General features: G+C 53.2%; 19 protein-coding genes. 3 read left to right on the plus strand and 16 right to left on the minus strand.

The features are described from left to right. Position 1 precedes the first annotated feature (1 nt). The 7 genes from D3P09_RS12520 to D3P09_RS12550 form a co-directional block, all read right to left on the minus strand. Positions 2–1,429 (minus strand): RtcB family protein, encoded by a 1,428-nt coding sequence (locus tag D3P09_RS12520; protein ID WP_120110205.1) that lies wholly within the window; start codon positions 1,427–1,429, stop codon positions 2–4. A gap of 311 nt (positions 1,430–1,740) precedes the next feature. Next, entirely contained in the window at positions 1,741–3,675 is a 1,935-nt protein-coding gene (locus D3P09_RS28100; RefSeq protein ID WP_120110207.1) for a LuxR C-terminal-related transcriptional regulator, read from the minus strand. Between the two features lie 136 nt (positions 3,676–3,811). After that, entirely contained in the window at positions 3,812–4,084 is a 273-nt protein-coding gene (locus D3P09_RS12530; protein WP_120110209.1) for a hypothetical protein, read from the minus strand. 110 nt (positions 4,085–4,194) lie between these two features. Continuing rightward, on the minus strand, positions 4,195–4,866 hold the full coding sequence (locus D3P09_RS12535) for a peptide-methionine (S)-S-oxide reductase MsrA (RefSeq protein ID WP_120110211.1): 672 nt from the start codon (positions 4,864–4,866) through the stop codon (positions 4,195–4,197). A gap of 120 nt (positions 4,867–4,986) precedes the next feature. Further along, positions 4,987–6,117 carry a slipin family protein gene (locus tag D3P09_RS12540; RefSeq protein WP_243644114.1) on the minus strand — a complete coding sequence of 377 codons (1,131 nt, stop codon included), beginning with the start codon at positions 6,115–6,117 and terminating at the stop codon, positions 4,987–4,989. 30 nt (positions 6,118–6,147) lie between these two features. After that, positions 6,148–6,354 carry a hypothetical protein gene (locus tag D3P09_RS27375; protein ID WP_133304997.1) on the minus strand — a complete coding sequence of 69 codons (207 nt, stop codon included), beginning with the start codon at positions 6,352–6,354 and terminating at the stop codon, positions 6,148–6,150. Between the two features lie 387 nt (positions 6,355–6,741). Further along, the gene (locus tag D3P09_RS12550) at positions 6,742–7,617 is read right to left on the minus strand and encodes a patatin-like phospholipase family protein (RefSeq protein ID WP_120110214.1); all 876 of its coding nucleotides are present in this window, start codon (positions 7,615–7,617) and stop codon (positions 6,742–6,744) included. 183 nt (positions 7,618–7,800) lie between these two features. On the opposite strand from D3P09_RS12550, the gene D3P09_RS12555 reads away from it, so the two are divergent. Next, a complete protein-coding gene (locus D3P09_RS12555) occupies positions 7,801–8,121 on the plus strand; it encodes a PadR family transcriptional regulator (protein ID WP_120110216.1) in 321 nt (106 codons plus the stop codon). A 4-nt stretch (positions 8,122–8,125) separates the two neighbouring features. Further along, the gene (locus D3P09_RS12560) at positions 8,126–8,749 is read left to right on the plus strand and encodes a DUF2812 domain-containing protein (RefSeq protein WP_120110217.1); all 624 of its coding nucleotides are present in this window, start codon (positions 8,126–8,128) and stop codon (positions 8,747–8,749) included. Between the two features lie 111 nt (positions 8,750–8,860). Here D3P09_RS12560 and D3P09_RS12565 read toward each other — a convergent pair whose 3' ends face one another. After that, positions 8,861–9,613, minus strand: coding sequence for an SDR family NAD(P)-dependent oxidoreductase (locus tag D3P09_RS12565; protein WP_120110219.1), 753 nt, complete (start codon positions 9,611–9,613; stop codon positions 8,861–8,863). Between the two features lie 190 nt (positions 9,614–9,803). On the opposite strand from D3P09_RS12565, the gene D3P09_RS12570 reads away from it, so the two are divergent. Further along, complete coding sequence (locus tag D3P09_RS12570) at positions 9,804–10,700, plus strand: LysR family transcriptional regulator (protein WP_120110220.1); 897 nt, start codon at positions 9,804–9,806, stop codon at positions 10,698–10,700. A gap of 92 nt (positions 10,701–10,792) precedes the next feature. On the opposite strand, the gene D3P09_RS12575 is transcribed toward D3P09_RS12570, so the two are convergent. The 8 genes from D3P09_RS12575 to D3P09_RS12610 form a co-directional block, all read right to left on the minus strand. Further along, positions 10,793–11,458, minus strand: a complete 666-nt coding sequence (locus D3P09_RS12575) for a class II aldolase/adducin family protein (RefSeq protein WP_120110222.1) — start codon at positions 11,456–11,458, stop codon at positions 10,793–10,795. Between the two features lie 87 nt (positions 11,459–11,545). Then, positions 11,546–12,820, minus strand: coding sequence for a TRAP transporter large permease (locus tag D3P09_RS12580; protein WP_120110223.1), 1,275 nt, complete (start codon positions 12,818–12,820; stop codon positions 11,546–11,548). Continuing rightward, on the minus strand, positions 12,820–13,362 hold the full coding sequence (locus tag D3P09_RS12585; RefSeq protein ID WP_120110225.1) for a TRAP transporter small permease: 543 nt from the start codon (positions 13,360–13,362) through the stop codon (positions 12,820–12,822). Before D3P09_RS12585 ends, D3P09_RS12580 begins: the two co-directional genes overlap by 1 nt. Positions 13,363–13,504: 142 nt before the next feature. After that, positions 13,505–14,527, minus strand: a complete 1,023-nt coding sequence (locus D3P09_RS12590) for a TRAP transporter substrate-binding protein (protein ID WP_120110227.1) — start codon at positions 14,525–14,527, stop codon at positions 13,505–13,507. 102 nt (positions 14,528–14,629) lie between these two features. Next, positions 14,630–15,652 carry a zinc-dependent alcohol dehydrogenase gene (locus D3P09_RS12595; protein ID WP_120110228.1) on the minus strand — a complete coding sequence of 341 codons (1,023 nt, stop codon included), beginning with the start codon at positions 15,650–15,652 and terminating at the stop codon, positions 14,630–14,632. Positions 15,653–15,699: 47 nt separating this feature from the next. Then, complete coding sequence (locus tag D3P09_RS12600) at positions 15,700–16,347, minus strand: GntR family transcriptional regulator (RefSeq protein WP_120110230.1); 648 nt, start codon at positions 16,345–16,347, stop codon at positions 15,700–15,702. 40 nt (positions 16,348–16,387) lie between these two features. Beyond that, positions 16,388–17,761, minus strand: coding sequence for a four-carbon acid sugar kinase family protein (locus D3P09_RS12605; RefSeq protein WP_120110232.1), 1,374 nt, complete (start codon positions 17,759–17,761; stop codon positions 16,388–16,390). Between the two features lie 21 nt (positions 17,762–17,782). Next, complete coding sequence (locus tag D3P09_RS12610) at positions 17,783–19,051, minus strand: ribulose-bisphosphate carboxylase large subunit family protein (protein ID WP_120110234.1); 1,269 nt, start codon at positions 19,049–19,051, stop codon at positions 17,783–17,785. Between the last annotated feature and the right edge of the window lie 193 nt (positions 19,052–19,244).

Genomic DNA, 19,244 nt, shown 5'->3' on the forward strand with positions numbered 1-19,244 from the left:
GCTATACTCCTTTTACTGTCGCGAGCGGGCTGCATTTGGCCACGACAGTGGCAAGACCGGCTCCTGCGACGCTTTCGATTATTTGGTCAACATCCTTGTAGGCTTGGGGAGACTCATCCAGAATGGTCTCCAGCGCGCGATGGTTGACAACGATCTCGTCTTCTTGACCTACACGCATGGCCGCAGCGAATTCATCGACGGTTACCAGCTGCTTCGTGGCATTCCGGGAACGAACGCGCCCCGCTCCGTGGCAGATGGAATAATAATTGCTTGCGCCGCCGGGCGCTCCCACCATCAAATAGGAGGATGTTCCCATCGATCCCGGAATTAGAGCGGGATGGCCTGTCGCCGCATAAGGCGCCGGATTGCCGGGATGGCCCGCCGGAAGCGCTCTTGTCGCTCCTTTCCGGTGGACGAAATATCGATCCTCCCCGCCCTCTGCGCACGCATAATTGTGCATCAAATCATATAGCGTTTTGAGTTCTGCCGCCGGGCCGAGAACTTCTCGGAATGCTTCCCGCACCGCATAAGCCAGCAAATGGCGATTCACAATGGCATAATTCAGCGCGGAATACATCAGATTCGTATACGTATCCCCAGCCTGGCTGTCTAGAGGCGCGTACTGAAGCTTGGGGTCTGCCGTGCCAAGGCCCAGCTTGCTCATGGTCTTCGCTACATCGGTGCTGCAATACTGATTCACCGAGCCTCCCCATGCGCGGGACCCGCTATGAATCATCACGACCACTTGCCCGTCGAAGAGTCCCCATTGCTCAGCGATTTCCCGATTCTCAGGGTTAATTTGCAGCGATTGAATCTCGATGAAGTGATTGCCTCCGCCCAGCGTGCCCAGCTGGCGATGCGACCGGTGCCATACCGGCTCCGGGAGCCGGTTCAGAGCATTCTCATCAAAGCGGAAGCCGCTGCTCTCCACATGTGTCAGCGAGGTCGCGCGCCTAGGCGTATAGGCATCCGGCACATATTTGCCCGGCAAGCCGTGAAGGCCCTTGCGCAGCACATGCTCCAGTCTGATATCCGAGAAGTGTCCTCTGGCATGAGCTTCAACCGGAATGAGCCGCTCTATCGCCTTCACCAGCTTTCGTCTCAGCCTGACATCCTTGATCTGGTCCGCCTTCAAGTTCGTCACATGGACACGCATCCCGCAGCCGATATCGCTGCCCACTATGGAAGGAGATACAAACCCGTCCTCTTCTCCCCATACCGCCGTCGTGCCGATGCAGGTTCCGATACCTACATGCGCATCCGGCGTATAGCTCATATAGCGGATGTTGGGGATTTGCAAATTATTGTTCGCCATCTCCAGTACCTTGGCCCCCATATCGTGGAACAGCCTGTCGCTTGCATAAATATGGAGATCTCCGGCCGGGAGATCGACCCGCCGGTAATACGTTTCTTGGTTGTTAGTATTCATATATTCGTGTATCCTCTCTTATCTTGGAAAATGAAAAAAACCGCAAGCCCAATGGCTTACGGTCTTCAAGCATAGGGAATATAGCGGCACTAGTGCACACCCATGGGATGCGCGCTGCCGCTTCATCTCAGCTCAGGCCCGTAGAGGCCGAAGGACAATGAAATCAAGTTTAACCGGGTTAGCATTTCGAATTCTCATCAGATGAACAATCACGGCCCTCGGCCCCCTTTCCAAATGTAATAGAGCAATCATACTCCATGAATGCAACAGCTTCAATGTAAAAAACAATTATAGCTGTTTTGGAGTTCCTGTCACTTCAGCAAGTTCAGCTTCTCGGCCACCGCAACAGCCTTCATCCGCCGGTCGACGTCCAGCTTTCTGAATATGTTGCGGACATGCGACTTCACAGTTTCGCTAGTTACCGTGAGGCTGGCAGCAATCTCTTTGTTCGAAGCGCCCTCTGACATAAGCCTAAGCACTTCCTTTTCCCTTTCCGTCAGCTCATACGGCAAATCTGCAGGATCCTCAGCGGCGGAATGGGCATTGCGCCAGAAGTTCATCATCCATACGCCGAAGCCGCCGGTGCGGTGATCGATCGACAACAGCTCGGAACGGGCGAATGACGTATCGCATTTGCCAGTGACAGCAGGGCTCGCCTGGAACCCCAGTCCCAACAAAAATGCCTTCAAATGCTGATTCGTCGCAACAAGCAGCACTCTGATCCCCTCGCCAAGCAGCGACATCCGGTCCAGAATCATATGGCCGACAAGCTCTTCCCTTGTATAGCTCGGATGATCGCCGCGTGCGGCAACAAGGACGGCCAAGTATGTATCGGCCTTATCCGGCGAGCCATAGACATCCATCACGGCTTCACATTCCTCCAGCTCGTCGAACTCGCTCCGCGCCAATAGAATGCTGGTCTCCCGGTGCAGAAGGGTCATGATAATCATCCCGATTGGTTCTCCCGCCCGGTCTCGCAGCACTGCAATGCTTTCGGGCGAATTAGCGAATACCTCTTCGAACATCCGCTGATACTTAAGAGCCTGCTCCGCTTCAACGCTATATTCGCACCATTGCCTCAGCAGCTCCTGCAGCATCCGGCAATCATCCCTGCGCGGCAAATCCAGATTGCCGGCAATAGGCTCTGCCGATATATCCGCATATTGGCGATTGAGCAGCGGCAAAGCTTCCCGGCAAATATGCAGCATCTGGGATGCGATCCGCATCCGAATCGCGCGGTTCCCGTTCTGCTGCAGCCGGTTATACAGCATGCCCATGGCGCGGTCCCTCAGCTCATGCAAGCGGCTGGGCTCGCGCAGCTTCAGGTCCCGCAGAAGATGCAGACGCGCTGAGTCGTGCAGCCCGATTCCGTCTGGCGTCTGCTGGATAAAGGAAAGCCCTGCAAGCGTCTCATATTCCTCCCTTGATACAGCTCTGCCGCTAATATGCGCCAATTCCTCTTGGTTGGCGCTGCTCAGCACGGACAAGACATCCACAAGCGGTAGCAGCCCGGAGCCCGCCAGCTCCTGCAGCATGCGTGCGGTAAACTGTCTGGCGATTTGGAATGCTCCTTGCGCAGACAGGACACCGCCTCGTTCCAAGGTCTCCAGCGTAAGCGCCAAGGTCAGCGGGTGTCCGCCGGTCAGCTCGTACAGGCCGGCGTTCTGGCGCGAATCGTCCCTCTGGCCTCTCACCGCTGAATAACTCTCCGTCTCCATGCGGTTAAAGTTCTCAAGCTCTATCAAGCGAAACGATGCGCCGAGCTGCGGGTGCGTTGACCAGTCCATAGAAAATGCAGGACGCGAGGCCAATACCAGCAGGATGCCTTGCCTGGAGAACTTAGGGATTAATGCATCGATCAGCCAGCGTTCCAGCATCCGCATATCCTCGTAATTGTCGAGACAGACGAGCACACGCCGCTTCGGCGTTGCCTTGAAGAGAGGCTCCAATGGCGCTGACCCATAGCCCCCTCCGGCTTCCAAAGCGACGGCCGCCGACAACTGTTCCATGAAAGCCAGCGGCGAAGGAAGCAAATGTCTCCCGTCCAGCCACAAACAAAGCAATCCCCGCTCAGAGCCAGCCCGCATATACTCAGACAGCAGCGTGGACTTGCCGACTCCGCCAATTCCGGTAATCCCTAGCATAGTGAGCGGCGCCTCCGCATGATCCAGCCACTTCTCCAGCAGCGCCTTCTCCCTTGCCCGTCCTACAAACCGTCCCATTACCTCTGCACCCGGCATGTTCATTAATGATTAGCCTCCGTAATCTTTCACTGCATTAATCGTATTATGAACAACGAAGGATGACAAGACATTCTCCTGTACCCTAATAGACAAAAAAAACCGCCAGCAGCGAGTCGCCCCGCCCTGACGGCCTGTTATTTTATAATAATAATAGAGATCCCAGCCCGATAATCCAAAGCATCGGTATCAAATTAACGATAACCGCCGTCCGTGCCTTCTTTTTATGAATGAGCCAAGCAATTAGCGAACAAGCCACAGCCGCTATCGGATAAGCCGAAATCGCTGCCACAAAAGCTGTGTTGCCAAACCCGATCCCATTGGCAAAGCTCATAAAAGACAATCCCCAGAACACAAACCAGGGCAGCAAGCATATCACATATAAAATTTGCGTCAAAATCAGATAGACCTTCATGCGTCTCCCCCATATTCGCTGGCAGCCAATGCCTTTCGCCCTCAGCCTTCGGCAGCCGGATAATTGCTAGAAAATTATAGCATTATTAATTAGGTCCAGCTATCGTTTTTCTACCACCGAATGGAAGTGATGGTTTCTAAAAGCCGGCTTCTAGCCCCATCACCGATCCCCCAAGCCTCTACCTCATGCTTAATGCGTTCCATATTGGTAAAGCCCTTCGCGAGGCCATTCAGCCTGGCGGCAATCGTAGAGCTGTTCAACTGGCTGTTGTGCGAAGGATACAGGGAAGTGAGCGCTTCGACCGCTTGCGGATACCGCTTCAGGTAATACTTCTGATGCCTTTCCTCTGCAGCATAAAAGATACTGTACGGCACAATGTCCGTCTCCGGCCTTCCAAGCCCGCTGCGCTCCCGATTCTGAAGCACCCGGTCAATGGCTTCACGCTGGCTGTCCGTCTCATAGATAAGCAGCGATTGGTACTGCCTGCCTTTGTAGCCGTTAATATTGACGGGCTGATGACGCTCCCAGAAGATTGCTGCCAGCTCCTCGAAGGTTATGACTTCGGTATCGAATTCTAGCTGAATGCATTCCGTGTGATCCCCCATCTCCCGATAAGTCGGATGATCCGCCGTGCCGCCCGCATAGCCGGTCTGTGTGCAAAGCACGCCAGGCATTGCGCCGAATAGCGCCTCCGGGCTCCAGAAGCAGCCCATGCCCAAGGTGATCCTCCCGGTCAATCCTTTTTCGCGTACGACTGCGCCTTCTATATGGTCTGTATTCATGTGCTCTACTCTCCTTTCTCCGCCACGCCGTTACTCAGTATCGATCAGATACACGTGATTAGTAAAGCCGCCCTGCTGCTCTGATTTGCGATACAAACAAAAAAGCCAAAGATCATTATATCACGAATGATCTCCGGCTTTTTTCGCGCCAACCAAAGCGTTCAGCTGTTCCAGCAAGTTGCCCCCGCCGGTCAGCGAGATGCTGCCTACCCGGTCACATATTTTCTCCAGATACTCCAGCTCCTTCAGGCGGTAGAGCGTTCCGTTCTCCTCCATCAGCTTCGCCGTATTGAGCAGGCTCCGAGTCGAAGCGGTCTCTTCGCGGCGCATAATCAGATTCGCCTGCGCCCGCTTCTCCGCTAGCAGAACGGTATTCAGGATATCCTTCACCTCGCCGGGCAATATGATATCCTTCACGCCAGCCGACGCGAATCGGACGCCGAACCGGGGGCTATGCCCGTTCAAGCGATCCAGCACATACGCGCCGATCTCTTGTTTCACGCGCAGCAGATCGTCCAGCTTCATGGTGCCCACATACTCCCGCAGGATCAGCTGCAGCGTAATGTAGACCTGCTCTTCGAAGCCCCTTATCTCAAGCGTTCTGACCGGGTCGACGATCTGATACTGGCACACAAAGTTAAGCCGCAGCGTAATTTTGTCCTCCGTCATCATCTCCTGGCCCGTCAGATCCAGCTGCTGCTGGCGCAGGTCGACCACTTTCACTTGCACGCCTACCGGACCGTTTTTCCAAAAATAATATTTGCCCGGCGCAAGCTCTCTTTGGAACACCCCGTTATAATGCAGCATTCCACGCTCATGGCTCGCCACCTCGAAGACGGTACAATAAGACATCAGCCGCATCGGCATGGAAGCCGCCAATTCGGCGGGCAGCTCAGGCTGGCGAATATCGACACGCGTGAAACGATGCTCCTTCAGCACATTCCAATAGGCATAGCTGCCCGCACTCAATACCGAAACAAGGCGTCCGTCTTCATAATGCAGCACATACTCGTTGTCTTGAACGTCCACAAATGCCACCTCTTGAGCAAGCTCCGCGTCCTGACGGAACAACGCGAGCTCTTTGCCGTGAACCGCAAATGCCTTGGACACTTCCAGCACTATAATTTCGTTGCCCGACCATCCCGCATGGCGGTATGTTCCCGGCTTCAGGACATTCTTGTAGCTTCCTTTATGAAAAAGCAATCCCCGCTCATCCTGCTTGACGATTGTGGTTTCCATCCATTTTTTCATTTCATTCACCTCGGCTCAGATATTGATCCTCTACAGGACCGGCCCTTCGGCATCGTGACGGAATCCATGTCGCCGGTTCGCATTCGGCGCCGGTCGGCTGCAGCTGCCATGAAAAGACGCTGGAGCCCTTGCCATCCATGCCTGCTCATGTGTCCGCAGCCTTGCCCGTTCGCCTGCCGCTATCCGCATCCCCGGATTGCAAAGTCCGGCCAAAGCGGAACCCGCGGCGCCCTTCACATTCGCTTGCCTCTTCTCCTTGCGAAGAAGCGCAGGAATACGCGGCGCCGCTGCCCCGACCGATCCTTAAGAAGACCTTTTCTACATTGCTCAATTGCTCGATCCCTTATCGAGTGTCCAACCTGGCGCCCTATGGGCGATTGGGATTCGAACCCAATAACTGTTTTGACGGATTAACGCCGCCCCATTGTTCAGTATGCCGGGTCCGATCCGGCCGGCACTGCGGAACGTCAGAAGTTCGCGCCTCGGAACAGGAGTGCTGACGATTAACCTCCTTCATCATGCCAGAATACGGCAAAAGCGAACATGGCGGAAGTATTACAACGGAAGAAAAATGTTTCTATTCGGTCCAGTAAGCAAAAATATATACACAAAAAAAGCCAGCCATTATTGGCTGACTTTATCTTTGGCGGTACTCCCCATCCATTCCTGAAGCGACGGCATCAGCTTGCCCGCATCGCGGTAGCCCTGCATGTAGAGCGCATCCAGCTTCCTCGGATCCCGCTCCATTCTGCCCACAACAAGAGGCTCCTGCGGCCGAATAACGAACACATTGCCCGACTTCTCTTGGCTTTCGATATATGCCAACGTTTCGTTATAGACCTCATATCTGTGCAGCATGGTCTCGACCAGCTTCGGATATTTGGCATAAGCGCGCTTAAGCAGCCATGGAAAACGAGAGCGGGATTTGCGATAGTCACTATTGCGCGTCAGTATGAGCACATTGCGCTTGTAGCCTTCCTTCTCCGCCTCTCGCAGCGGGATCGGATCGGCAATGCCTCCGTCGAGCAGCTTCCTGCCTCCGAACTCGACAATCGGAGCGATGAAAGGAAGTGAGCTTGATGCTCTCAGAAGCTTTAGCAAATCATATCCGGGATCACTCTTACGGTAATAGACGGCCTCGCCAGTTATACAGTCCGTCGTACCGATCACATATTCCTCCGGACTATTCTGGAAGGCTTCGTAATCAAACGGCACCAGCTTGTTCGGAATCTCGTCGAATATAAAATCCATGCCGAACAGCTGCCCATTCCTCCATAGATTTCTCCATGATATATACCTGGGATCGCTCACCCAATTCACATTCACAATACGATTGCGTCCAAGCTGCCGGGACAAATAACTCGCTCCCATACAAGCGCCGGCCGATACGCCGATCGTATACGGAAAATAGATCCCATGCTCTGAGAAATATTCCAGCACGCCCGCTGTATATATCCCGCGCATGCCTCCGCCTTCCAATATTAAGCCGTTCGCACTCATGAGCAGCCTCCTTCGCTACAATCGCCAAGCATTTAACCTCTTTATTCAGCCTAGCACTTGCTTACTTAAAAATCCATAGCCCTATTGCCATATACAGTTCAACTGTATATAATCAAACTATACAGTCGAACTATACAGTTGAGTTGTATAATTACACAGAATAACCATACAGGAGAGAACCTGATGCAGAGAGACAGACATTTGCCGCTTACCGAGACGGTCTATTATATCCTCCTTGCCTTAACTGAACCCGCACATGGCTACGCCATTCTGCAGAAGGTGGAGGAGCTCAGCCACGGACAGGTGCGAATGGCAGCCGGAACGCTATACGGCGCTATCGATAACTTGCTGAAGCTGGGATGGATCGGACCCGTTCCGAGCGAGGACAGCCGCCGCAAAGTATACGTGATCACAGAGAATGGAGCAGCCATGCTAAGAGCTGACTTCGACCGGATGATGCATATGATTAACGTGACGAATGACAGATGGAACTACAGGAGGTAAGGACATGCGCAGACATAAATATTTTGTCGACCTGGAGAAGGAAGAACAATGGCTGAATGATATGGCAAGCCAAGGCCATCTCCTGGCCCGCAAGTCGATGTTTGGCTATGAATTCGAGCCTGCTGTGTCCGGCCTCGACACGGTCATTCGCATCGATTACCGCACTTTCCGCCGTACTTCCGACTTCGAGGACTACCTAGCTTTGTTCGAGGACTGCGGCTGGACGCATATAGCCGGTACTAGAAGCTCCGGCGCTCAGTACTTCAGGAAAACAGGTACAGCAATGGGGGAAGATATCTTCTCCGATATGGACTCCAAAGCTGGACGCTACAAAAGATTGGCGGATATGTGGACGTCGCTCGCCGCATGCTTCATTCCGCTCTTCGCCGTCTTGCTTACCACAAAGAGCATTGACCTTGCCGCATTCCTGAATCCCAAAGAGCTATATCTGACACCAGGGCTATGGGAGAAGCAGGGATCGGCGTTCTGGGGCTCGTTCCTGTTCGAGACGCCTTTTGCTCTGGGCCGCGGCTTCCTCTGGATGACTATTCCGGTCATGATTGTGCTGGCCGGCTTCTGCTCCTACAAGGCCAAGAAACAATATGACGCCAATCGGAACATGCAATAAGCAGGGTCTCGCATCAGAAAAAACCACAACGCTGGCTTGCACTGCACCTCATCTAACAAGCGAGGTGCAGGTTCACCGTTGTGGTTTTCTTCAGGCTATAGATTGGATCGTTTATTTAAAAGAAGCGTAGCCTTGGTCCGCCATGACGACGCTGCCGTTGATCGCTTCAGCTTCATCCAGCGAGATCAGGTATACCGTCTTCGCGAGAGCTTCCGGCTTCGTCAGCTCGCCGCCCATGACTTTGGCTCTCATACTGTCGAGCATGCCATTGTCCTTATAGCCTTGGATAATCGGCGTATCCACTGCGCCAGGAGCAACGGCTACGACGCGAATGCCATGCGGCGACAGATCAAGAGCAGCTGATTTGGACATCATAATGACAGCGCCTTTGGTCGCATGATAAGCGAATGTTCCGGGCGATGCCAGGAAGCCGAATACCGATGCGGTGTTGATGATGATGCCTTTGATGCCAAGCTCGCGCATCTTTCTGCCCGCTGCCATGATGCCATACGCAACGCCATGCTGGTTAATGGCGATAGTGCGGTGATACAAGTCCATATTCTGATCCAGCACAGGGCCCGCGCCGCCGATACCGGCATTGTTGAACATAACGTCGATTCTGCCGTAAGCTTCTACCGCTTTGTCGACAAGCGCATCGACTTCCTCTTGCTTCGAGACGTCAACTTTGACGAAGATCGCCTCTCCGCCTTCTTTCACGATTTGCTCTACCGTCTCAAGTCCGCCCGCTTCGTTAAAGTCAGCTACCACGACACGGTCTCCCTTACGGGCAAAATGAAGGCTCGTCTCACGGCCGATGCCGCTCGCTCCGCCGGTAATTACCGCTACACGTTTTGATGTTGTCATCTGAACAACCTCCCGTTGATCTAGGGCGTGTCTGAGAACTCAGGGGGTAACGGGTTTTCAGACACGACCAAGTTGTGAACATCTATTGAATAAGGTCTTGTCATCATCGTACTGCTGTTTTATATTTAAGTAAATTTAAACGTATTAAATGTTACTTAAGTACAGCTTAAGGTAAATGGAGGCGGTAAGCATGCAGCTGGAGCAGCTGGCTTGTATCGTGGAGGTCGCCAAAACCGGCTCTGTAACCGGTGCCGCTCAGAACCTCCATATCAGCGTCTCGGCTGTCAGCCAATCCATCTCCAACTTGGAGGCGGAGCTAGGGCTTGCGCTGTTCCATCGCTCCCGGACCGGCACGGTTCCGACAGCGGAAGGCAAAGCCATTATTCAGAAGGCGTTCGAGGTGCTGGCCAAAATCAATGAAATCGAGGAGGAGGCCAAAAGCTATACTTCCGAGCTAAGCGGACAGCTCAGACTGGCGGCCATACCGGTCCCCCTCTCCTTATTCGTCGATGCGATCATCAGCTTCAAGCGGGACTATCCCCGTGTTGAGCTGGAAATTACCGAAAAAGGAACAACCGAGATTTTGAACGACCTTCGGCACAACAAGATCGATCTCGGGCTTATTATTTGGAATGAAGAGCTGCATCGCCATATGAGCGTAGCCTTTGAGAGATTGCTGGAGGGCAAGCTGATTGCCGGAGTCAGCCGTTTCTCGCCGCTTGCACAGCGATCGTCGCTATCGCCCGATATGTTGCGAAGCCAGCCCCTTGTCTTGTATAACGACGATTATTTGAAATGGTTCATTCAAGACTTCGAATCCCGCTACGGTGCGCTTAATGTATTGTTCTACACGAACAACAAAGATGCCATCATCAAAGCGGTGGAGGAAGGCTCGGCGATTACGATTGGCCTCGACTTTTCGTTCTACCCTCCCTCTTCAGCCAAAGGCATCGCAACCATTGATCTGGATATTGCAGATAACGATCCGGTCTATCTGGGCTGGGTTCGTTCCGAGGAGCAGCCGCTTCCGCATGCATCCAAAATCTTTATTCAGAAGCTTAAATATCAGCTGGATAAAATAAATTAATGTCACTGTATCACACAAAAAAGAGATGTCTCCAATCAGGTTCATAACCTGATGAGACATCTCCTTATCGCTAAGCTCTCATTCACCTGCAGCTATGACAGATTCCATTGCCTGCGCGGCTTATAGCCCGCTTTCTCCAGGAAATCCATCTCCGTGCCACGCGGCAAACCCGTCATGCCGATATTCGCCGATTGCGAGACGACCAGCATGCGACAGGCCATCTCCAGCGTCTGCAGCGCCATGCGCGCTTCCCGAATTGACGTATCGTACACAAGAACGCCGTGATTCTCCAGCAGCAATATATTGGCATGCTTCGCTTTCTCGCGAACGCCTTCGCCAAGAGCATCAGTGCCGGGATGATAATAAGGCACTCGCTCAACCTTCTCCAAATAATACATCGTCTCCACAAACCAGTTGGACGGAATCTCCATATCCGAGCAAGCGACAAGCGCGCTGTAGAATGGCGATGCATGCAGGACTGCACCGATCTCCGGGCGGCTCTCATAGACCGCTCGGTGCATAGGCGTCTCCTTGGACGGAACCTTGCGCTCTGTGCCATAGACAGCGCCGGACATATCGCATTCGATGAGATCGCCCTCGTCCAGTTCTCCGAGGAAGGTTCCGCTCGCTGTAATGACATAACGATCCGCTTCGGTTCTGGCGCTGATATTGCCGGCATTGCCCCAGGCAAGGCCGTATTGCATCATATATTTGCCAGTATGCTGCAATTGCTGCACTACCGCTTCGACGGAAGGCATCTTCGCTTCAGCTCCTCTCGTTCGTATTGGGTTTCGTGCTGGCTGACCGCTACTCTCTGCCCGCTTGAAGCGCAGCTCGGTGTTCCCTTACTTCAATATACTAGGCAGGAACAACGAGATTTGCGGGATATAGGTGACTAGCATTAGCGCTATGAGCAATGCAATATAGAAAGGAATCATGCCCCGCGTTATCTGGAGCAGATTAATCTTGGCAATCGACGAAGATATGAACAAGTTGATGCCAAGCGGCGGCGTACACATGCCAAGCGCCAAGTTAACGATCATAATCATACCGAAGTGTACGGGGTCTACTCCAAGATGCACCGCAACCGGCAACAGCAATGGTGCCAAGATAATAATCGAAGCATTGGTTTCCATAAACATGCCGATGAATAACAAGAATAAGTTGACAAGCAGCAAGAAGACTATTGCGCTATCCGAGAAACTGATAAAGAATTCCGCCACCATCTGAGGGATGCCCTCTCGTGTCATAATCCAGCCGAACAGACCGGCGCTGGCCAGAATAAACATAATGGCCGATGTAGTCACAACTGAGGATGTGAATACATGCATCAGCTGCTTGAACTTAATCTCGCGGTAGACGAATACGCCAATGATGAAGGAATACAGCACCGCTACGCCAGCCGCCTCCGTTGCCGTAAAGAAGCCGCCGTAGATGCCGCCTAATATAATGACAGGCATCAGCAAAGCAAGGAAAGACTGCTTGAATGCCACCCATAATTCCTTGCCCGTCTTTTTCTGCTCGCTTGGGTATTTTCTTTTCTTCGCGATAATGACAACCGTAATCATAAGCGAGGCTGCGATAAGAAGGCCGGGCAGGAAACCCGCCATAAAGAGGTCCCCGATGGACGTCTCGGTCGAGATGCCGTACAAGATCAACGGAATGGATGGCGGCAGGATTACGCCCAGCTCACCGGATACCGACTGGACTGAGCCGGCAAAATTGCGGTGATAGCCACGCCGTATCATAGCCGGAATCAGAATGCTGCCGAGCGCTGCTGTTGTTGCAGCCGCCGACCCGGAAATTGCCGCAAAAAACATCGAGGTAACGATCGTTACGAATGCCAGACCTCCGGAGAAATGACCCGTCAGCGCATTGGCAAAATTTATTAGGCGCTTGGATATTCCGCCATACTCCATCAAAACGCCTGCAAGTACGAAAAACGGAATCGCCATAAGCGGGAACGAGTCTATCGAGGTGAATGACCTCTGTACGAGAACGATTAGCGGTGTACCCCCGTCCCACCAGATTGCTACGGCTGAAGCAAGTCCCATGGCGACAGCAACGGGAACGCCAATAATGAAGAATAGCAGCAAACAAATAAACAGTATCAGACCCATTACAGCTGCTCCCCCTTTCCTTGCTGTTCAACCGCTTGAAGTTCTAGTGCAGCCTCATTTGTCTCTACATGCTCATTCGTCAGAAATTCCAAAATAACTGCAATCGCATTCATAATCATAAGCATAGCGCCAACAGGAATGGCCATGTACGCCATACTCATAGGCATACCCATAGCAGAAGATGTCTGCTTGCCTACGATCGGCATCATCTCAAAGCCTTTCACTGTCAAAATAAGCATAAATACAATTGTAATCACCATTACGGCAATTTTTAAAATTTTACGGGCTTTGGGCTTAATATTCTCCGCGATAACTTCTACCGCTATCAGTTTATGGTGACGCAGCGCCAGTGCAGCGCCAAAAAATACAGTGTAAATCATGAGATACCGCGCAAGCTCTTCGGTCCAATGGATCGGAACGTCAACGACGAAGCGGCTAATAATCTGTATAATAACGAGAATTGACATCACCATGAGCATCAAGCCTACGACATAGCCGACAAGCTTGTTGACGACATCAATTCCTTTGATGATCGCTTTCATCCTTTATCCTCCCGTCTTCGTACGGAAAATTTCACAATATAGGCCGACGTTCTTCCAATGGTGAATCGAGGATAAGCCGGCCCCAATTAGTTGTACAAGCAAGCTGAATTATCACACAGTTGGCTTCCAGCTTGCATAAGTTCTATTCTGTTGCGACAATGCTGTCATACAGCTCTTGACCGTAACGAGCTGCGAATTTCTCCAATACAGGCTGTACCTTCGCAGCAAATGCGGACGTATCGACTTCGATCAGCTCCATGCCTTCCTCGTGCAGCGATTTCAGCAACTTCTCTTCCTGCTCCGCCACTAAAGCGTTTTCAAACTCGGTCGCCTCTTTGGCTGCTTCTTCGACTGCCTTGCGCTGGTTCTCGGAAAGCTTGTTATACGTAATATCGCTCATCGCCAGAAGAACATAGCCGTAAACGTGATTCGTCATAACCAGGTAATCCTGAACCTCTTGCATCTTGTTGCTCGAAATAAAGGCAAGCGGGTTCTCTTGCGAGTTGATAACGCCTGTCTGAAGCGAAGAATATACTTCACCAAAGGCCATCGGCATTGGCGACGCGCCCATCGCGCTCCACGCTTCAATCGATGCCGGAATTTCCGGTACGCGGATCTTCACGCCTTTCAGATCGTCAACCTTCTCTACTTTCTTGTTCGTGGTCAGCTGGCGCGGGCCGCGCACCCAGAACTCAAGGCCGCGAATGGTCGCATCTGACAGCAGGTCCGCCTTCAGCTTGTCGCCCACTTCGCCGTACAGCACTTTCTCCAAGTGCTCTTGGTCACGGAACAGATAAGGAACTTCCAGAATCGAGAATGGCTCATGGAAGTTGGACAATACGCCTGCTACCAGCGCAAAGTCTACGGAACCCAGCTGCATGCCCTCGATCAAGTCGCGGTCATTGCCCAGCGTAGAGCTTGCGAATACGTCGACCTCAACGGTGCCGCCGCTTTTCTCCTTTACCAGTTCGGCGAATTTCATTGCTCCGATATGCCATGCGTCGCTTTCGCCCGTAATATGGCCGAGACGCAGCTTGACTGTTTTTTCATTCGATGATCCGCCGCCGTCTCCGGAACCGCCTGTGCCGGCATTGCCGCCATTGCCGCAGGCAGCGGTAACGAACATCGCTGTAATGACCATGATTGTTGCAAGCTTCTTGAACATGATACATCCCCCTATGAGTTAGTCTTATGATGTATGGCAGCCGAAGCGGCGGCATGCGCCGCCCGGATATACCCTGCGCATCGACGCGATTCACTCGCGTCCCTAGAATGTAACCAGCACTTTCATGGATTGATCTTCCTTCTTGTCGACAAGGCGGAAGCCCTCGGCCGCTTGATCGCAGGTCAGCTTGTGCGAGATGATGGCCTGCTCATTGACGGCTCCGGCCATTAGAAGATCGATGGCTGTCATGGTATCGACTCTGGTATAGGTCATGCAGCCGATAATTTCTTTCTCTTGATTTTGCAAGTTATGAATATCAAAGGTTTGCGTACCGTGGAACATCGCGATCGTTACGATGCGGCCGCCTTTGCGAAGCAAGCGAAGCGATTGATCGATAATGCCGGGAACGCCTACTGCAATCAGCACTTTGTCGAATTCCCCGCCGACCTCCGCTTTGGCTTCCTCCGTCCAGTCCTGCCGGTCCATAGTGTTCATTGTATGGGTAGCGCCCATCTCGGAAGCGATTCCAAGAGCGTAGTCCATCACATCGGTAACGAGCATAGTTGTAGCGCCTGCGGCCTTTGCTGCCGCCATCGCCAGCAATCCGATCGGCCCTGCCCCCAATATCGCCACTTTGTCGCCTACCTGAATCTCCGCCTTCCTGACGGCATGAACGCCCACAGCGAAAGGCTCTACCAGAACGCCGCTGTCATAATCCATCTCATCCGGCAGCTTGAACACCGTCAGCTCCCGCGCGGCGAAGTATTCCGCCATGGCCCCATACCAGCTGCCGATTCCGGGCGCTCCGCGTTCAGAGCAATAATTGACATGGCCTGCTAGGCAATATTCGCAATGGCCGCAGCCTGTCTGCGGCTCCACCGTCACGCGATCGCCAGCCTTGAACTTGGTAACGCCTGGCCCAACCTCGACAACCTCTCCCGCAATTTCATGCCCGATAATGACCGGCGGCTTGCGGAAAGGATGTAGTCCCTTGTACGTATGAATATCCGATCCGCATATGCCTGCCGCTTTGACTCTGATCAATACATCGTTATGCCCCACTGCCGGTTTGTCTACTTCCTTCACTACGACTTTATAAGCGTCGTCCACATATACGGCCTTCATTTAAATTCCCCCATTCTGCCATACTCATGCTGTCTGTCCCTTGCTTATTAGAACAATAGCTTCCGCTTCGATGCCTGGAGATGCTCCTTCATACGGTCGACGCAATCGCCGTTCCCCTGCTGAAGCAACGCGAATATATCTTGGTGGTCCTGCAAGAAATCTCTCATCCGGTGCGGATCCTTCTTCAGATGTCTTAGTGTGATACGCAGCAAATGATCTTGATAGTTAAGCAGCACTCTATAGATTTCCTGATTGCCTGCAAATTTGCAGATGAGCAAATGAAACTCATGGTCCGCCTTGGCGAATTCCTTCACATTCAACCGGCCGACAATCTCTTCCGTCGCCTCCAGATTGGCCTTAAGCGCCACTATCTGCGATTCGGAGAGGCCTCTGCCCACAATGCTCTGAATGTTGAAGGTCTCCAGAGCTGTACGCAAGTCGTAAATGTCAATAATGCGGTCAATCGCCAGATCATTGATGATGATGCCTTGCTTGGAGGATACGGTCAGGAACCCCTCCGTCTCCAGCCGCGTAAGCGCCGACTTGATCGGCGTCTTGCTCATCTCCAGCAGCTCGATCAGCTCGCGCTCCGACAAGAAGCGGCCAGGCTCGAAGCGCTCATCGAGAATATGCTCCTTTATTTGATAGTAGGCAATATCCTTGAGCAAGAGTGATTCCTTCTTCTGATCAGCCATTGTACAAGTCAACATCCTTTCCCGACACGATTCCTATTGTTTAACCCGATGCGGCGTCCCGCACCTTCACGAAATAATCCGGACTTCCGAACTGTCCGCCTTTAAGAGCAAGCTCCAGTCCGTCCATTCTCTCATCCTGCGAGTAGACCTTGCAGAGAGGCGCTCCCGGCGAGATCGGCAATGCCATCTCAAGTCCGTATATGCCCATCTCGCTTGTCACAAAGCCGGATGTGTCTCCGCCTGCAATGACGACCCTGCTTAAATTCGCCTCAAGCATCACATGCTTCGTCCATCTGCCGAGCTGGCGGCCGATATGCTCTCCTGCCTGGGAGCTGGCGATGCCGCGATCGGCAATGGCCCGGCGGGTTGCAGCGATAGCAGGATCTTCAGGCCCTAGCGCGGTATACAGCACCACGCTTCGTCCTTCTTGAAGAAGGCCGATGGCCTCCTTCAGCAGCTGCTCCGGCAGACTCCCGTCCTCGGCCAAGCATTCCGGCTGAATGCGGATTCCTGCGAATCCTTGCTCGATTGCGGTCTCAACCTGACGCTGGCTGACCGGTGAAGCGCTGCCGGAGACCGCCAGTATCCGCTCCGCTGGAACAATGCCTGCTCCTGCCGGGCTCGCCTGTTCGTCTGCCTTCCGAATGCCCGCTTCGCTCCAATGAGCGGTCAAGGCATATTCAACACCGGAGGAGCCCACCACGAACCGCAATCCCTCACCTGCCGATTCCCAAATCAACTGGCCTGTCAGCCTCATTGTCGCATCATCCAGCGCATCGAACAAGATAACGCCCGGTTTGCTTTGCAGCTTCTCTCGATAAGCCCTTCCTGCCGACTCGGCATCGCCTTGCAGATCTGCAACGCTTACCAGCTCCATCCGGACATCCAGCTGCTTCTGCAGATGGAGCCGAAGATCCGATTCCGCCATCGGCGTAACAGGATGGCGCGACATGACCGGATGACGGTCGAGCCGGTACACCTCTCCGTCATACCTGGCGAAGTGATGGCCGAATACCGTATATCGGCCTAGCGCCGGGGCCCCGACCAGCAGCGGAACCGTCTCTTGCTTCTCGAAGCAAGGCAGCGTCACTCTTATCGCTTCGCCGATACTGCCGAACTCTGGCGAGGAATCAAAGGTCGAGCAGGTCTTGTAATGGATGACGCCGACAGGCAGCTGCGACAGCATCTCCATCACCGGCTTCACTTCCTGCCCCAAGTCCTCGGGATTCTTCGCCCGGCTTGTTCCTGCGACCCCAATGCACCGGATGCCTTCGAAGCGCTTCAGCATATCGGCCGAAGGCGCTTCCAAAAACAGCACCGTTCGATATCCGCTTCGAGACAGTGCTTCCATGGCATCCGTCGAGCCCGTAAAATCATCTCCGTAAAAAGCCAGTAGAAGCTCATTGTCCTGCATGTTCTGTACCTCCGCCATAGTCTAGTTGCGAGCTTTCCCGAATTTATCTATCGCTTGTTGAAGAGCAGGATGCGTCTTGGCATATTCCGTTATGGCAATGCCGCTCGACGCTGCCTCCCAGCCTTGTCTCATGCTGAGTACACCTTCGGCTGCGCCTCCCGGATGAGCCAGTATGCCTCCGCCGGCCAGATGAATCACATCCGTCGTGGCAACTGCTTGATAAGTAGGCTCCGCAGTTCCCGCCCACTGCGCGGATGAAAGCACCGGCATCACAGGATACCCGCCAAGGAATGGCGCAAGGCAAGCCTTGATGGACTGCGCGACAGCCTTGTTGCTCTCGGCAAATTTGCTATTCAGCCCGTTCGTATGAAGGTGGTCTACGCCGGCAAGCCGGCATAGCTTCTGATAAGCCTTGAAGCTCATGCCCAGCATCGGAGCGCGGGTCATCGCCCCCCACTGCGTGCGATGGCCGTGGATCGGCAGCTCTGCGTATTGCCTCAGATGAGCGACGGCCGGCAAGCCCATGCTGTTGACGGCAACCATTACGCAGGTTCCGCCCGCCTTCACGACGATATCGTGATTCCGCCGCATCTCGTCAATGTCGCCCGTTATGTTAAAGGCATACATCAGCTTCCTGCCTATTCGGTCCGCTGCCCGCTCAATCGCCTCCATTACGATCTTCACCCGCTGTTCGAAAGGCGCATATGGCGGATTGGCGCAGAGCTCATCATCCTTAATGAAGTCCAGGCCTGACTCCGCCAGGCTTGTGACAAGCGGTCCATATTCAGAAAGCGGGAGGCCGATGCTCGGCTTCACAATGGTGCCAATGATCGGCCAGTTATAGACTTGCGCCAGCTTCCTGGTCCCTTCGATGCCGAATTGAGGTCCGGGGTACTTCTCGGCGAAGGGCTCCGGCAGCTCGATATCGGTCAGCCTGATGCCCGACAGCTCACGCAGCTCATACAGGTTGCCGGCTATCGTGCTCAACAGATTGGCAAGTGATGGACCGAAATTATCTAGCGGGAAAGATAACTTGACCAATCCTCTTCGATACACAGGATTGTCCCCCCCAGGCGGCGGGACACTATGCGGCAAGGAGGGTTCCAGCATCTCTTCCAGCTCTTCGGTGCCAATAATCTCCGCGCTGTGGCGGGCCTTCAGCTCCGGCGTCTCGCCAGGTACCGCAACAAAAGTTCCTGTAGATTGTTCTCCAGCCATCAACTCCGCGGCATGGGCCAAGGAATGAGGAGTTTCGATGAGATAGGATGCGATAACCCGATGTTGTGACAACCTCGATCAACCTCCACTTCTGGGGTTTGTTCGATAGATCTATGATAGATCTATGTTGGATCTATTAGTTTTCATGATAAATAAACCGTTTTCAAAAGTCAACGGATTTGTGATCATTTTTTTCAAAACAGTGACCGTCTTGTCCGCCAGAGCAACCAGCGGGTGCATAGATTAACCAAATTATCGAATATTA

It is taken from the genome of Paenibacillus pinisoli (genome assembly GCF_003605435.1).
Taxonomy (GTDB): Bacteria; Bacillota; Bacilli; order Paenibacillales; family Paenibacillaceae; genus Pristimantibacillus; species Pristimantibacillus pinisoli.

Excerpts from the sequence above, each read along its gene's own strand:
- D3P09_RS12570 (WP_120110220.1), top strand. The coding sequence starts at position 9,804 with ATGCAGCTGGAGCAGCTGGCTTGTATCGTGGAGGTCGCCAAAACCGGC.
- D3P09_RS12550 (WP_120110214.1), bottom strand. The coding sequence starts at position 7,617 with ATGAGTGCGAACGGCTTAATATTGGAAGGCGGAGGCATGCGCGGGATA.
- D3P09_RS12580 (WP_120110223.1), bottom strand. The coding sequence starts at position 12,820 with ATGGGTCTGATACTGTTTATTTGTTTGCTGCTATTCTTCATTATTGGC.
- D3P09_RS12520 (WP_120110205.1), bottom strand. The coding sequence starts at position 1,429 with ATGAATACTAACAACCAAGAAACGTATTACCGGCGGGTCGATCTCCCG.
- D3P09_RS12535 (WP_120110211.1), bottom strand. The coding sequence starts at position 4,866 with ATGAATACAGACCATATAGAAGGCGCAGTCGTACGCGAAAAAGGATTG.
- D3P09_RS12575 (WP_120110222.1), bottom strand. The coding sequence starts at position 11,458 with ATGCCTTCCGTCGAAGCGGTAGTGCAGCAATTGCAGCATACTGGCAAA.
- D3P09_RS12530 (WP_120110209.1), bottom strand. The coding sequence starts at position 4,084 with ATGAAGGTCTATCTGATTTTGACGCAAATTTTATATGTGATATGCTTG.
- D3P09_RS12590 (WP_120110227.1), bottom strand. The coding sequence starts at position 14,527 with ATGTTCAAGAAGCTTGCAACAATCATGGTCATTACAGCGATGTTCGTT.
- D3P09_RS12605 (WP_120110232.1), bottom strand. The coding sequence starts at position 17,761 with ATGCAGGACAATGAGCTTCTACTGGCTTTTTACGGAGATGATTTTACG.
- D3P09_RS12540 (WP_243644114.1), bottom strand. The coding sequence starts at position 6,117 with ATGAAAAAATGGATGGAAACCACAATCGTCAAGCAGGATGAGCGGGGA.
- D3P09_RS12565 (WP_120110219.1), bottom strand. The coding sequence starts at position 9,613 with ATGACAACATCAAAACGTGTAGCGGTAATTACCGGCGGAGCGAGCGGC.
- D3P09_RS12585 (WP_120110225.1), bottom strand. The coding sequence starts at position 13,362 with ATGAAAGCGATCATCAAAGGAATTGATGTCGTCAACAAGCTTGTCGGC.
- D3P09_RS12595 (WP_120110228.1), bottom strand. The coding sequence starts at position 15,652 with ATGAAGGCCGTATATGTGGACGACGCTTATAAAGTCGTAGTGAAGGAA.
- D3P09_RS28100 (WP_120110207.1), bottom strand. The coding sequence starts at position 3,675 with ATGAACATGCCGGGTGCAGAGGTAATGGGACGGTTTGTAGGACGGGCA.
- D3P09_RS12600 (WP_120110230.1), bottom strand. The coding sequence starts at position 16,347 with ATGGCTGATCAGAAGAAGGAATCACTCTTGCTCAAGGATATTGCCTAC.
- D3P09_RS12560 (WP_120110217.1), top strand. The coding sequence starts at position 8,126 with ATGCGCAGACATAAATATTTTGTCGACCTGGAGAAGGAAGAACAATGG.
- D3P09_RS12555 (WP_120110216.1), top strand. The coding sequence starts at position 7,801 with ATGCAGAGAGACAGACATTTGCCGCTTACCGAGACGGTCTATTATATC.